The sequence below is a fragment of the Paenibacillus sp. MB22_1 genome, assembly GCF_047200555.1.
GTDB classification, from domain to species: domain Bacteria; phylum Bacillota; class Bacilli; order Paenibacillales; family Paenibacillaceae; genus Fontibacillus; species Fontibacillus phoenicis.
Genome location: NZ_JBLADV010000001.1, coordinates 1,933,739 through 1,948,974, shown reverse-complemented (window position 1 = coordinate 1,948,974; position 15,236 = coordinate 1,933,739). Strand labels below are relative to the sequence as shown.

General features: G+C 53.3%; 11 protein-coding genes. 9 read left to right on the top strand and 2 right to left on the bottom strand.

Features of this window, described 5'->3' with window-relative positions:
* Nucleotides 1-32 precede the first annotated feature (32 nt).
* Complete coding sequence (locus ACL02P_RS09105) at nt 33-2,378, bottom strand: helix-turn-helix domain-containing protein (protein ID WP_412837151.1); 2,346 nt, start codon at nt 2,376-2,378, stop codon at nt 33-35.
* A gap of 135 nt (nt 2,379-2,513) precedes the next feature.
* On the opposite strand from ACL02P_RS09105, the gene ACL02P_RS09100 reads away from it, so the two are divergent.
* The 6 genes from ACL02P_RS09100 to ACL02P_RS09075 all read left to right on the top strand — a co-directional run bounded on the left by ACL02P_RS09100 (nt 2,514) and on the right by ACL02P_RS09075 (nt 10,055).
* A complete protein-coding gene (locus ACL02P_RS09100) occupies nt 2,514-4,034 on the top strand; it encodes an extracellular solute-binding protein (protein ID WP_260071340.1) in 1,521 nt (506 codons plus the stop codon).
* A 120-nt stretch (nt 4,035-4,154) separates the two neighbouring features.
* The gene (locus ACL02P_RS09095) at nt 4,155-5,708 is read left to right on the top strand and encodes an extracellular solute-binding protein (RefSeq protein WP_260071341.1); all 1,554 of its coding nucleotides are present in this window, start codon (nt 4,155-4,157) and stop codon (nt 5,706-5,708) included.
* Between the two features lie 15 nt (nt 5,709-5,723).
* Entirely contained in the window at nt 5,724-6,695 is a 972-nt protein-coding gene (locus ACL02P_RS09090; RefSeq protein ID WP_009222828.1) for an ABC transporter permease, read from the top strand.
* Nucleotides 6,695-7,570 carry a carbohydrate ABC transporter permease gene (locus ACL02P_RS09085; protein WP_323076278.1) on the top strand — a complete coding sequence of 292 codons (876 nt, stop codon included), beginning with the start codon at nt 6,695-6,697 and terminating at the stop codon, nt 7,568-7,570. The genes ACL02P_RS09090 and ACL02P_RS09085 overlap by 1 nt, the downstream gene beginning before the upstream one ends.
* Before the next feature lie 45 nt (nt 7,571-7,615).
* Entirely contained in the window at nt 7,616-8,740 is a 1,125-nt protein-coding gene (locus ACL02P_RS09080) for a glycoside hydrolase family 88/105 protein (protein WP_412837150.1), read from the top strand.
* Nucleotides 8,727-10,055: a glycoside hydrolase family 28 protein gene (locus ACL02P_RS09075; RefSeq protein WP_009222831.1), complete on the top strand. Its 1,329-nt coding sequence runs from the start codon at nt 8,727-8,729 to the stop codon at nt 10,053-10,055. Before ACL02P_RS09080 ends, ACL02P_RS09075 begins: the two co-directional genes overlap by 14 nt.
* On the opposite strand, the gene ACL02P_RS09070 is transcribed toward ACL02P_RS09075, so the two are convergent.
* Nucleotides 10,052-10,834, bottom strand: coding sequence for a glycosyltransferase (locus tag ACL02P_RS09070; RefSeq protein ID WP_339301986.1), 783 nt, complete (start codon nt 10,832-10,834; stop codon nt 10,052-10,054). The genes ACL02P_RS09075 and ACL02P_RS09070 overlap by 4 nt on opposite strands.
* Before the next feature lie 203 nt (nt 10,835-11,037).
* Between ACL02P_RS09070 and ACL02P_RS09065 the strand changes: the two genes are divergently transcribed.
* From ACL02P_RS09065 to ACL02P_RS09055, 3 genes are all read left to right on the top strand, one after another.
* Nucleotides 11,038-12,654, top strand: a complete 1,617-nt coding sequence (locus ACL02P_RS09065) for a glycoside hydrolase family 5 protein (protein ID WP_412837149.1) — start codon at nt 11,038-11,040, stop codon at nt 12,652-12,654.
* Between the two features lie 153 nt (nt 12,655-12,807).
* A complete protein-coding gene (locus tag ACL02P_RS09060; RefSeq protein WP_412836711.1) occupies nt 12,808-13,722 on the top strand; it encodes a DUF4338 domain-containing protein in 915 nt (304 codons plus the stop codon).
* A complete protein-coding gene (locus tag ACL02P_RS09055; protein ID WP_412836758.1) occupies nt 13,715-15,217 on the top strand; it encodes a transposase family protein in 1,503 nt (500 codons plus the stop codon). The genes ACL02P_RS09060 and ACL02P_RS09055 overlap by 8 nt, the downstream gene beginning before the upstream one ends.
* Nucleotides 15,218-15,236: the final 19 nt, after the last annotated feature.

Genomic DNA, 15,236 nt, shown 5'->3' with positions numbered 1-15,236 from the left:
GCCCCCAGCCAACGAACACTGCACACGCGGCTTTAAATCGATTTCCGAATGTTCCCCGGCGAATGCGCAGACTCAGCTTCCCGATACTGCCCCGGCGTCATACCCTCTACCTTTCGGAAGGAACGGATAAAGTTCTGCGAGTTGTTGTATCTCAGCTTGGCTGCGATCTCCTTGACGGGCATTTCCGTGTTGCGCAGCCATTCTTTGGCCATCTTGAAGCGGTACATCGTGAGGTATTCGCTGAAGGAGTAGCCCGTTTCTTTCCGGAAAATGCTGCTGATGTAGTTCGCGTTGTAATGAAGACGGGCGGCGCAAGCCTCCAAGGTCAGATCCGTGTCGTACTCGTGGTGAATCAAATCGATAATCTTCTCCGAAATGTTCTGGTATTGGGCGTTTTGCCGGTTATTAAAGATGCGGATCATCGGTTGAATGACCGTCGTCCAGAACCAATCCTCGATTTCCGCTTTGGTGTGCAGCCCCAGCATCTCTTCAAATAATGAGCCGCTGCCTGCAGGCCGGATCTGGTGCAAGGCGATCCCCGCTTCCTGCATCATCACCAGCAGATTGTTCAGCAGGCGGGTCAGCGGAATTTGATATTCCTGCGGCGACAGCTCCTGGCTAAACAAGGAGTTAAACAACCGCGCGTTCACTTCCTTGGCTTTCTCCGTTTCCGCCAGCTTGATGGCGTCTAGCAGCTTGCTTTCCTTATGCGTCGGGTAATTGACGTTCAGGACATGCTTGCCGGAGTTGAGGTTCTCGTATTGAATAATGACCCCGGTCCCCAGCTTCATTCGATATTTCAATGCTTCCATCCCTTCGCGGTAAGCGATGGGCAGCTTCGCGATAGACTGGAATGGCAGGCTTAAGCCAATGCTGACATGGACCTTCAGGCATTGATGGATTTCGTGCTGCAGCTTCTCCGTCCAGGCATAAACGGCTTGGCGAAACGAATCGGGCCCCTCTTCAGGACTTCCGATCAACGTCACGATCGTCTGATCCATAATCACGGGAGTGAACCGGCTTTGGGGATCCAGCAGTTCCTCGATGATATTTTGCGCGGCGAACAGAAGCAGGTTGAGATCCTTTTTGGCATAGGCCGAATCCTCCGTAAAATCCAGGGCTAAGGTGAATACCGCCATCGTTCGCCAAGCGTGGATCTGCTCCTGGTAGCCGTATTGTTCAAGCTTCTCCAGTAATTGGCTTTTGGTGTAATGCCCTTGGTACGCTTCAATCAAGGAAAAAGCCCGCACTTGTCGGATATGCTGACGAACTTCCGTTTCGAGCTGCGATTTGGACTGGAACAAACGATGATACTCCTCGCCAATGAGCTCAAATTCATCGGCATGCCCCCGGCGGACATCGGTTTTGCGCCGGCCGATCAGATGCAGAAGGCGTTCAATCGGCGAGTACATCCGACGCGAACCAAACCAAGCCAGCCCGATCGACAGCACCAGCATGAATAGGCAGACATAGAAGGTGAACAGCCCGATTTTTCCTGCTTCCCGGGTCAGGCTGCCGATGGAGGTTACCGAGAGATACATCCATCCGTTCAGCTGGGAGCGCAAGTAGGTGACGGCATAGGCCTTCTTGCCGATGTTTGTCTGAAACTGCCCGGAGGGCTGGGCCTCGTCCGCTAGCAGGGAGGTATCTTCCCATCCGGTCTCCTCCAGCTGCTGCCCGATCTGCGACGGATCGGGATGCATCAGGATTTGCCCGCGCTCGTCTACGACAATGACGATGTCCTCCGTCTGGATGTCCGTCGCCACAACGTCCTGCAGGCTGCAGGCGGGAAAATTAGCCAACGCCAGCCCGTATTTGTGCAAGCTGGAGACCGGCAGCTTCTTGATCAGGCTAATGCTATAATGGCAAGGTGCGGAATCCGCATTCTCCTCGCTGTAAAACCAGGAGGACGGCGTTAACATCCAGGTGGTGTCATTAGGCGTGTCCATCAACCGTTCAAGGCCTTTACGGTCCTTATATTCGCTCATCCGGTACAAGCCGGAGTTCTTCACCATCCAGTCTTGCTGCAGGTTAATCAGAACGACGTCCTCCAGCCTCGTGTCGAAGGATTGCATGTTTCGGATTTCATTACGCAGGTCGTTATATAATTTGAAATCGCTTTCAGTTAACGGGTTTTGAAGAGCCCTTTTGAGTACGGTCGAGTTCACGACTTGATTTAACGTTTGGTTGACAGTTGTTAACTTCCGTTCTACATTGGAGTTAATTTGCGAAATTAGCTCAATTTTGCTTCGGTTTACATTTTTTTGGATTTCCCGGGTTGAAGTCAGATAGGAGAACGTACCGATGAACAGGACGGGCAGCGTACTTACGGCGATTGTAAAAATCATCAGTTTGCTTAAGAAGCTTAAAGGTTTCACTAATCTCAGCACCTGACCTTATCGTTAAAAAGTCGTTATTTCCAAGTGTATGACGTCTGTCAAATAATAGCAATAATCATCTCGTGAGGCAATAATCATTTTGTATTATTCTTCGGTTTGGGGGGGCTTTGACCAATGATTAGAACAAAAGACGGGGGCCGCGGATTATCCGCGATTGCGCTACTCTTACTCGTGCTCGTACTCTTGGTTTCCTTGCTAAGCGGGTGTATGAACCGGAACACGCAACTCCAGGCATCCGATCCTGATCGGCCTTATTTGTCCGTTTTGGTGCCGCTTCATTTTCCTCAGCCGCCATCAAAGGAGATTGTAGCCAAGATCGAGGAGTTAACCGATGTTCGGCTGGATCTTAGATGGGTGCCGGAGGGCGTCTATACCGACAAAATGATGACGGGGTTAACCACAAACTCCCTTGCCAAGGTCAGCTTTGTGAAATTTTCTGATTATCATCTGGTAAAGAATGCGATCCGCTCCGACGTCTTTTGGGAAATTGGGCCGTATTTGGCGGAGTTTCCGAACCTGAGCAAACTGGATCCGGACATATTAGATCAGGCGGCTGTAGACGGAAAGATATATGGGCTTTATACCGAACGACCTTCCTCACGGCAAGGGATCATTTTACGCAAGGATTGGCTGGAGCGACTTGGTTTGGAGGAGCCCAAAACGCTGGATGAGCTTTATGAAGTGCTACGGCAGTTTACATATGGGGATCCGGATGGCAATGGGAAGCAGGACACGCTTGGCGTCGTGGATCGGAACGATCTGGTGTACGGTATTTTTAAGACGCTCAGCTCTTATTTCGGTACCCCAAACAACTGGAAGATCGAGGATGGCCGGGTCATTCCGGAATTTATGACGGATGAATATCTGAATACGATGAATTTTATGAAAAAGCTATACGACGAGAAGCTGATTAACTCGGATTTTCCGCTGACAAGCAAAGAGGTGCAACGGGATCGGTTCATCCGCGGCGAGGCGGGCGTTTTGATCGGAAGTATGACCGACGTTCAGCGCCTTGCCATTGAAGCGCGGGCCATCAACCCGGATGCGGATTTTACGCTGGTGAACCGGATCAAAGGTCCGTACGGTTATAAAGTATGGTCGATTCCGAATTTTAACGGCCTGTATCTATTTTCTAAGAAGATGATTCCAACGGAGGAGGATCTGAGAGATGCGCTGCGGTTTTTCGACCGGACCATGGATCGGGATGTGGCCAATTTAATGAAATATGGCTTCGAAGGCAGGCACTACCGGACGGAGAACGGGATGGTCATTCTGCCGGAAGAAACGTCGCAGCTGCGGGTGAACGAGGTGAATCCGTTATATTCGCTGATGATCGCCGATATCAGTAACCCCAATTTGATGGAGGTCGCGCAAAAAGAGCATTTGACTCAAATCGCCGAACAGCTTAGCAAAGACAACGAAGCGTTCCTGGTGGACGATCCGACGGTTCGGCTCAGCTCGCCGACTTATGATGAGAAGAGTGCGGAGCTGTCCACGATCATTAGCGATGCCACCTACAATTATATCCTGGGGCGCATCGACGCCCACGGCTTCCGCCAAGAGGTTGAGCGGTGGAAGCAAAGCGGCGGTCAAGCCGTAATCCGCGAATTTGAGGAAGCGCTATCACGCCGATAATCATTAGTTCAGGTTCAACGCTTAGCAGCTGCCGTTATGAGGAAATGATTGTTTCCGTACTGCCGCCATGACGATACCGTGGAAGAGTAAGCAATCCAAACCATGGGAGGTCCAAAGGTTATGAAGAAACGATCCTTCATCCTCATTCTGACCGCACTGTTATCGTTAAGCGTTGTGCTGGCCGGTTGTGGAAGCGCTAACAATAAGGGGGGCGGCAGTTCAGCTGCGACAGAGCCTGCCGCGTCTACTTCTGACAACGGCGGGAACACAACCGCAGAGGCGGAGAAACCAACGGAAATTACGATTATGCTGCCGTTAAATACGTCGGAGACGCCGCCGGATACGATCAAAGCTGAGCTGGAGAAGCTGACGAACACGAAGCTGAACTATCAGTTTTTCCCGGCGGACACCTATGAAGAAAAGCTGAACACCGCGTTTGCCACGGGCTCCTTGCCTCAAGTCACCTACCTCAAAAACCAAACCACGTTTATTCAAATGAAAGAAGCGATTAAGGACGGACAGTTTTGGGAAATCGGCCCGTACTTAAGCGAATTCCCGAACCTGAACAAATTAAAGCCGGAAATTCTGAACAATACGAAGGTGGAAGGCAAGCTGTACTCCCTCTATATCGGCAGACCGCTGGCACGCCAAGGGATCATTTACCGCAAAGATTGGGCCGATAAGTTAGGCTTGTCCGCACCGGCCAATGTGGACGAATTGTTTGAAATGGCCAAGGCGTTTACGGAACAAGACCCGGACGGAAATGGCCAAAAGGATACGATCGGAATCGCTGACCGGAACGAGCTGGTCTACGGAGCGTTCAAGACGGTATCCGCTTGGTTCGGCACGCCAAACAACTGGGGCGAGAAGGACGGCCAGCTGCTGCCGGAGTTTATGTTCCCGCAATATATCGATACGATGGATTTCTTTAAGAAGCTGCGGGATAACGGCTACATTAACCAGGACTTTGCAGCGACCAGCAAAACCGATGCCGTCAATATGTTCACAAGCGGCAAGGCCGGGCTCTATATCGGCGGGTCCATGCAGGACATCGATTCGCTGAACAAGGATCTGATCAAAAATGTGCCGGACGCCGTACTCGACACGCATAGCATGGTAGCCGGTCCCGACGGGAAGTTCGCCCAGTGGATGATTCCGGGCTACAACAATATCATTCTGTTCCCGAAATCGGCGGTGAAGGATGAAGCGGAGCTCAAGAAGATTTTGGCGTTCTTTGACAAGATGATGACGCCGGAAGTAGCCAATTTGATGTACTGGGGCATTGAAGGCACGCACTATACGGTCGTAGAAGGCAAAGCCAAGGCTGCGGATAACAAAGAATTGATCGAGCGCGAAGTGAAGCCGTTTAAGGACAGCGTCATCGGGGAACCCGAAACCAACGGCATGTACGAAAGCTACAATACGCTGCCAGGCCGGATCCATGCGGAAGAATTAATCAAGGAGAACGTCAAGGTGGGCGTGCCTGACCCTACGGCGGCGCTGGATTCGCAAACCTACGCGGAGAAGGGCGTGGAGCTGCAGCAGTTGATTACGGACGCCACATATCAATATATTTACGGTCAAATCGACAAGGCGGGCTTCGAGAAAGCGATCGAGCAATGGAAGAGCCGGGGCGGCTCGAAGATTATCGAGGAATATAACGCAGCGAGATAAGAGAGGAAGATTCGTATGAGAGACGCAACAGCTCCTAGTTCACTCGCGCCAAAGCTTCCACCGCCCGAAAGACGTGCGAAGGCCGCACAGCTCCGCAAGCGGCTGTGGAGAAATAAATGGCTGTATGTGATGCTGCTGCCCGGCGTGCTGTATTTCATCATCTTCAAATATTTGCCGATGTACGGGCTGATCATTTCCTTTCAGAACTACAAGCCGTATAACGGCATCCGGGGCAGCGAATGGGTAGGATTGGAGCATTTTCAGCGGCTGTTTACGGAACCGGACTTTATGGTCATTTTGAAAAACACGGTGATTTTGTTTGCGCTCAACTTGTTTATCTATTTCCCGGTGCCGATCATCCTGGCGTTGATGCTAAACGAACTGAGAGGGAACTTCTTCAAAAGGCTGTTCCAGACATTCGTTTACTTGCCGCATTTTATGTCCTGGGTCATCATCGTGTCGATTACCTACGTGATGGTGACGATGGATGGCGGGATTATTAACGAGCTGCTGGTGTACTTCGGCTTTGAAAAGATCAACTTCCTGTTGAATCCCGACTGGTTCCGACCGATGTACATCCTTCAGGTGATTTGGCGGGAGGCCGGCTGGGGGACGATCATTTACCTGGCCGGCATGGCGGCCATCGATCCCGGATTGTATGAGGCGGCACGGATGGACGGAGCCGGCCGGATGCGTCAGGTGTGGCATATTACGCTTCCGTCGATTCGGGGCGTGATCATTACGCTGTTTATTTTAAAAATCGGGCATGTGCTGGATTTGGGCTTCGAGCATGTCTATCTGCTGCTGAATTCGATGAACCGGCAGGTTGCGGAAATTATCGACACGTATGTGTACACCGCGGGGCTGCGGCAGGGGCAATACAGCTACAGCACGGCGATTGGGTTCTTCAAATCCGTCATCGGCCTGATCCTGGTCATGCTGGTCAATAAACTATCCAAGAAGTTCGGGGAGGAGGGCGTTTACTGATGGTGGAGGACCGATCGGTCAGCGGCCGTATTTACGCGGCAATCAATTTTACGCTGCTGGCCATCATTGCGTTGATAACGGTGCTGCCCTTCGTGCATGTCGTGGCCGGTTCATTTACGACAAACGCAGAGCTGGCGGCGAACAAATTCGTGCTGATTCCCAAAGTGTGGAGTCTGGAGGCTTATCGGTTTATTTTTTCAACGAATACGATCTTTAAGGCGATGGGCGTCTCGATTGGCGTCACGCTGATCGGTACGTTGTTCAGCATGCTGCTGACGGCGCTGATGGCTTACGGGTTGGCCCGTAAAGACCTCGACGGCCGGAGAACGATCAATTTTCTGGTTGTCTTTACGATGCTGTTTAACGGTGGGTTGATACCGACGTTTCTGGTTGTGAAGGAGCTGGGGATGATCGATACGTACGCCTCACTGATCATTCCTTCCTCGATCAGCGCGTTTAATATGATCATTCTGAAGAACTTCTTTCAGAACATTCCGGAGGGCTTGGAGGAGTCCGCGCGGATCGATGGCTGCAACGACTTTGGCATCTTGTTCAAAATCGTGCTGCCGCTGTCGATGCCGGCGATCGCTACGATCTCGCTCTTCTATGCGGTTACGTATTGGAATACGTACATGTCGGCGATTTTGTATCTGAACGACAGCGCCAAATGGCCGATCCAGGTGCTGCTGCGGCAAATCGTCGTGCTCGCGAGCGGGCTGGACCACAGCGCTGAGCTGGATGGAACCGTACCGCCGCCGGATCAGACGATCAAGATGGCGGTCATCGTGGTTGCCACTCTGCCGATTCTGCTGGTGTATCCGTATCTGCAGAAGCATTTTGCCAAAGGGGCTTTGCTGGGGTCGATGAAAGGTTGAGTGATCCATGGCGATGAAATACGAAGCGGAAGGAGCTGGGAAAAGATGAGGCAACGTCCAGACACTCCCTTGGAATGGGCGAAGAAGGCATGCGATTCGATGATGGACATTTACACGGATGCGGGAACTCTCCCTCCCGCCCATCGCTGGCATTATCATCAAGGCGTCTTTCTGTGCGGCATGGAGCAACTGTGGGAGGTCGTTCAGGATGAGAAGTACATCAAGTACATTCAACAATACGTGGATGATCGGGTGGATGAGCAGGGCAATTTGATGTTCGCTCGCGATGAGCTGGATGCCGTGCAGGCCGGATTGCTGCTGTTCACGTTATACGAACGGACCGGGAAGGCCAAATACCGGATAGCAGCCGATAAACTGCGCTACCTGTTGCTGACGCTGAACCGCACGAGCGAGGGCGGTTATTGGCACAAGGATAAGTATCCTTATCAGATGTGGTTGGATGGTCTCTATATGGCCGGTGTATTTTCGCTGAAATATGCGAATGCGTTTGGGGAAGCAGGGCTTCGGGCAGAGGTGCTGCACCAGGAGAAGCTGATGCGCAAACATATGCGCGATGCGAAGACGGGTTTGCTGTACCATGCCTGGGATGAGAGCCGGCGGATGCTTTGGGCGGATCCGGAAACCGGCTGTTCCTCGGAATTTTGGAGCCGCTCGCTGGGCTGGTATGGTTTGGCGTTGTCTCAATTCCTCGATTTGCTGCCGGCAGATGAGCCCGGGCGGGAGGAGCTCGCGGGGGCGTTATCGAGTTTCGTGGATGCGCTGATCCGTTATCAGGACAAGGAGAGTGGGCTTTGGTATCAGGTGGTCGACAAAGGCGATCGGCCGGATAACTGGCTGGAAACGTCAGGCTCCTGCCTGTTCGTATACACCCTGGCGAAGGCGGTGCAGCAGGGCCTTGCCGGTGAAGACGCCGGGCAAGCCGCATTGAGGGGATATGAAGGGCTGACCCGGGTGGTGGAATGGGACGATAAAGGCCGTTTGGTGCTGCCGGATATCTGTATCGGCACATCGGCCGGGGATTATGACCATTACGCTGCGCGCCCGAAAGTGAAAAACGATCTGCACGGGGTTGGCGCGTTTGTGATGGCCTGCACCCAAATGGAAATGTTCCTCAGCAGAATGGAGGATCCCGCGGATGTGCACATATAATATCGTTGATTATGGTGCGGTGAAGGACAGCGGGGTTCCGGCAACCGCGGCCATCGCGGCCGCGATTACGGCGGCAAGCGAAGCCGGAGGAGGCACGGTGGTCGTGCCGGCCGGGACGTTCGTGACCGGAGCGATTTTCCTGAAGAGCCATATCGAGCTTAGGTTAAGTCCCGGGGCGGTGTTGTCCTTCAGCACCAACCCGGATGATTATCCGGTCGTAAAGTCAAGATGGGAAGGGGTGCAACGGGAGGTTCATGCCTCCTGTATCTACGGGGAAGATCTCGAGAATGTGACCGTCACGGGGAGCGGCTGCATCAACGGGAACGGCCAGCCCTGGTGGGAGAAGCAGCGCAACCGTCCGGAGGAGCTGCACTATCCGCGTCCGAAGCTGATCAGCTTCGACCGCTGCCGGCGGGTGACGATCAGGGACGTTTCGCTGGTCGACTCGCCCAGCTGGACGGTCAACCCGATTCGCTGCCACAACGTGACGATTGACAACGTATCGATTCTGAACCCGGCGGATTCCCCCAATACGGATGGAATTAACCCGGAATCGTGCTCGAATGTGCGAATCAGCAACTGCCATATCGATGTCGGGGACGATTGTATCGCGATCAAGGCAGGCACCGAAGAAACGGCGGAGCGGGTTCCCTGTGAGAACATTACGATCACAAACTGCACGATGATTCATGGTCACGGCGGGGTGGTGATCGGGAGCGAGATGAGCGGAAATATCCGGAACGTGACGATTTCGAACTGCGTCTTCCAGCACACGGACCGCGGCATCCGGCTCAAGTCCCGACGCGGCCGCGGAGGTATCGTCGAGGATATCCGCGTCAGCAACCTCGTCATGGAAAACGTGATCTGTCCGTTTATTATGAATCTGTATTATTTCTGCGGTCCACGCGGCAAGGAGAAATACGTGTGGGACAAAAATCCTTATCCCGTTACGGAGGAAACTCCGCAGTTCCGGCGGATTCATTTCTCCGACATCACGGCGCGCGAGGTGCACGCCGCTGCCGGCTTCTTGTACGGGTTGGCGGAGCAGTACATTTCCGAAGTCACCTTCGACCAAATCGAGATTTCCATGGCGAAGGACGCGGTTCCCGGCCGCCCCGCCATGATGGATGGAATCGAGGAGACGGCACGGCGCGGGTTCTACCTGGGAAATGTGCGGGACGTACGATTTAACCAAGTGTCGATTGAAAACCACGAGGGTCCGGCTTTTTATATCGAAAACGGGGAAGACGTTGAACTGACGGCGTGCCGCTCGAAGCGGACCGCCAAGCCGGAACCCTTAGTGGAGCGGCACTAGAAAAAGTTGGACAACACCCGTTTGATTTCGCTTGGGCTGACGATTTCCGGGCCAAAGAAGGTTTTGGCACGCTGGCTGTCCGACCAGGGCTCGATCGTCATGGCATCTTTGATGCCGGGAGTCTTCCAGGTTTTTACTCTTTCAAAGGACATTCCTGTGTTTAAAGCATGGATATGATTGATCCAAATCGGTTCTTTGACATGGATAAACTCATGGGGCACCTTTAGCGCGTCACGCCAGCTGAAATTCGGCCGCTGACCTTGCAGAAACTTCCCGACATCATGGATTGTCGCGCCGTAGCTCGGCAGCCAGAAGAAAAATTTGCCCAGCCGGTGTTGCACCGAATCGTAAATGTAGCCGTATTGGGGGACCAATGCGGCTGTATTTTTTTTCGGCGTATAAGCGTGCAGTCTGCGGATGAAATCTTTGTGGTACATATCGTCGCTCGATAGATACACCCGGTAGTAGCAGTCATAGCCTGCGATATCTTCGGCAACATGGGCATAATAACCCCTTGGCGTCACAAACTGAATATTTCTAGGCAGAGGTACGTACCGGTCGAGGATTTCCCGGATTATTCGCTCGGAGGCGGGATCGTAGATGACATAGCAGGAAAAATCTTGCGAGGTTTGCAGCTGCAAGCTTTTTCGCGTGCAGGTCATGAACAGAGCCAGCCTTTTCTCAATCCAGTTTCGAGTTGTCCGTTCCGGCGTTCCTCCCCAATCGTTAAAATGAATCTCAATGATTAGTTTCTTCTGTTTGCCCCCATTCTCTGGCATAACGGTTCAGCCTCCTTCAATTTCACGCCGCGAAGATTTATTTCAATCTTCTAGCATCTTATGCGAGAATCTGATTTTGGTATGGACAGGAGGTGTGCACTTTTCGGGTCGATGGCGCAAATATCGGGATTCCCCTCCCAAGCAGGAATAGGGTGCTATAATGATTGGCGTACAAACCGATCTACAGGGGGAGGACATGAACGATGCTCGAACAAACGGATCGCTCGCGGGTGAAAGGCTTTCTCCGCGCAGAGGGAACAAAAATCGTCAACGGGGATGGAGAAGAGATCCTGCTGACGGGCTGGGGACTGGGCAATTGGCTCTTGTGCGAAGGTTATATGTGGTTATCCCATCACTCCCGGTTCGATCGCCCGCGGCGGATTGAGGCCGTCATTCAGGAATTGGCCGGAAGGGATTATGCTGAGCAGTTATGGAAGCGTTTCCGAGAGAACTATGTGACCCGAGAGGATATTCGGCGGATGGCGGAGCAGGGGTATAACTCGGTCCGCATTCCTTTGAATTGGAGAGTGCTGATGGAGGATGAACCGGGCATTCGCTGGAAAGAGGACGGATTTGCATTGATCGACCGTTGTTTGGATTGGTGCGAGGAGTTTGGCCTCTACGCCTTCTTGGATTTGCATGGTGCGCCGGGCGGACAGACCGGAGCCAATATCGACGACTCGGTTGACGACTTCCCTCGCCTGTTCACCGATGAAGACAACTGGAACAAAGCGATCGAGCTGTGGAAAGAGCTGGCCCGGCGGTATCGGGACCGCTGGATCGTCGGCGGGTACGACCTGTTAAATGAGCCGGTTCGCCCCGGTTTGATGGAAGGGAAACACGAGGATTTTCTCGTGCGGCGGCTGGCGGATTTTTATGAGGAAGTGATCGCGGCGATTCGGGAGATTGACGACCGGCACCTGCTCTCGGTGGAAGGGCATCATTGGGCGACGAATACGGCTGTTTTTTATAAACGTTACGATCCCAATATGGTGATCCATTTCCATCGGTACGCCTGCAAACCCGGCAAAGAAGCGTACGAGGAGTTTCTGGCGCTGTCCGAGGCGTTGGACCAGCCGCTATGGCTCGGCGAGACCGGGGAGAACGAACTGGAGTGGTTTGCGGCGATGTATCCGCTATCCTTGTCGCTGGGGATCGGTTATAACTTATGGCCGTGGAAGAAGATGGAGCGAGCGAACTCGCCGTATTCGGTCAACAAACCCGAGGGCTGGGACGAACTGCTTGCTTATGTCGAAGGTGGAGCACGGCCAAGTTATGAGCGTGCACGGCAGATTCTTGATGCTTATTTGGAAAACATCAAGGTTGAGAACTGCACTCCCCATCCAGAGGTGACAGCGTCGGTATTCCGCAAGCCGGGCTGCCGGGTTCGCGGCACGGATTATGATGAGCTGCCAGGCAGAGGCATCTCGTTCAGCGGACGCCGCACGGAAGGGAACATTTATAAGTACCGGGCCAAAACGGGCATGAAAATTGTGCCGATCTCGGATGAGCCGCAACCTAAGAAATTTGGGTTTGACTGCGGCTGGCAAAATCTCGCTCTGGAGCTTACGGACGGCGAGTTTGCCGCCTATTCGTTCTGCGGCATCGAAGCGGGCAACACGGCGACGCTGGAGTTGATTTGCCGGGAAGATGCGGTGATCACTCTAAAGCAAGATGGGGTTGAGCGAGGGCGTATGACGCTTTCTCCAAGCCGTGATGTCGGCCGCTTCAGCGTCGTGCTTGGCGAGGCAGCGGATACCACGCTGACCGTCAGTGTGGAGGCGGGCCGAATCGAATTACATGCCATAACAGTGGAATAAAATGAAACAGTACTGACGCATGAAACTGAGATGTAACATTTGACGCGGGTTTTCATAGATCGTCGAAAAAACTTTTTCGCAATCCCGTGCTGGACAAGGCAAAAACACTATGCGATAATAGTGTGGGAACCTGTGGGGGGGGGCGAAATCTTTATGACTCAGGACTCGGAGCTGTTAGCTGGACGGATATTTACCAAGCAAGAGTTGGAAGATATCAAGTACATCGTACGCCGGTTCAAGCACTTAACCCGAACAGAGTTGGCACATACCATCTGTGAGGGGCTTGAATGGTTCGCTCCTAACGGAAAGTATAAGCGAGATGCCTGTATGGCATTGCTTGAGAAGTTGGAAGCCAAGGGTGAGATTGTTCTTCCGGCAAAGCGGAAGACGGTCGTTCGTAATCCTTATGTTCCTTTCGCGCAAAGTGATGAACTTCAGGAGCAAGCAGTTCTTTCCGGCACTGTATCTCAATATGCCCCAATCGCTTTGGAACCCGTTCAAGACCAAGCCGATGTTCGCCTTTGGAACAGTTTCATTGAACGTTACCACATGCTGGGCTACAAACGCCCGTTTGGCGCCCATCAGCGCTACTTTATCTGGTCAAGCGCCGAACCGAAGCGTCGGCTCGGATGTCTGCTGTTTTCTGCGTCGGCATGGGCCTTGGCTGAACGCGACAACTGGATTGGCTGGAGCAGGGAAGACCGCAGCCAGCGTTTGCATCTGGTCGTGAACAATACTCGGTTTCTCATCTTTCCATGGGTGAAGATCAAGAACCTGGCGAGCAAAGCGCTGGCGATAGCATCATGCCAAATCGTCGTCGATTGGCAGGAGCGATACGGCTATGCACCCGTACTGCTGGAGACATTCGTGGACACGGCGCATTACGCAGGGACGTGTTACCGGGCGGCCAATTGGATCGATCTTGGTCTTACCGCCGGACGGGGGCGCATGGACCGAACACACGAGCATGCGCTAAGCCGGAAACGCATCTTTGTCTATCCGCTGCGGCGGGATTTTCGAGCGCAGCTGTGTTCGCTGCCCGTATCCGGGGGTGAGCGGGATGAGTAAACCGGTGTCCGCAGCCCAGTTACGCCGCAAAGCCAAAAGAAGAAGCCAGAAGATGCTCCGAGTCCGTCAGCAGAAGCAGGGCATAGCCATGCCGCGTAAAGCAACGCTTCCGAATCGCAACAGCATATGGAAGACGCCGGAAGAGGAAAAGGCGGGAAGACAGCAGGCGGTGGAGGGAACCCTGAACGTATTCCGGCAACTGCTGCCGGGGCTGCTGCATGACCTGGGGAAGATCGAGGATCCGCGCCATCCCAACAAAGTCAAGCACAAGCTCACCGTGCTGATGCTGTACGGGATACTGGCGTTTGTGTTTCAATATGCGTCGCGGCGGGAAGCCGGACGCGAGATGAGCCGTCCTGTGCTGTACGAGAATCTAAAGGCGTTGTTTCCCGAACTGGAAAGTTTGCCGCATCACGATACGCTGTGCCGGTTGCTGGAGCGGATCGAAGTACAGGAGATTGAGCAGGCGCACCTGAAGCTGCTTCGGCGGCTCATCCGAAGCAAAAAGTTTCGAAACGATCTGGTGAAGAAACGATATCTGATCGCGGTAGACGGCACACAAAAATTGGTGACGCAAACGTGTTTGTCCGAAGAGCAACTGCACCGGAAACCGGGCGGCAAAGAAGAGCCGGAATACTATGTGTATCTGCTGGAAGCGAAGCTGGTGTTTCCCAGCGGGTTGGTGTTGCCGCTGATGAGCGAATTTCTGGATAACACGGTCGATGAAGGGAGCAGCAAACAGGATTGTGAATTAAAGGCGTTTTACCGGCTGGCGGCACGACTGAAAGCGGCGTTTCCCCGCTTGCCCGTGACGCTTCTGCTGGATGGCTTGTATGCCAACGGTCCGGTGATGGCGCTTTGCCGCAAAAACCGGTGGGAATTTATGATCGTGCTGCAGAACGATTCGCTGCTGAGCGTATGGAAGGAAGCACATGCGCTCATGAAGCTCCATCCGGAGCAGACCGTCACCCGCACTTGGAAGGGGAGAGCCCAGACATTCCGGTATACGAATGACATCGAATACGTTTATGGCTCCAATGAACGGTTGAAGCAGACCGTACACGTCGTCGTCTGTGAAGAAACGTGGGAAGAAGCAGATGAGCAGGCCAAGATCGTCACGAAAACCTCCCGCCATGCCTGGCTTTCCAGCGAACCGCTCCATGAGCGCAACCTGCATGTGCGTTGCAACGTGATGGCCCGGAGCCGCTGGGGACTGGAGAACGACATCCTGCAAGAGAAACGGCAAGGGTACCAGTACGAGCATGTTTTCGCCTATGATTGGAACGCGATGAGAGGATACCACTACCTTATGCATCTGGCCCATTTGATGAATGAACTGGCCGGACTGGTTGAAGTTGTGGCGGCATTAACTTCTCAGTTCGGCATTCGCGGATTTCTTCGGCTGCTGCGGGAAACGATTGCGAGTCCGTGGTTAGACCTCGTACGGATGCGGGAACTTCAGGAACAGAAGAGGTACCTGCGTTTTGCTTCATGACCTGCAAATGTGCATAAAG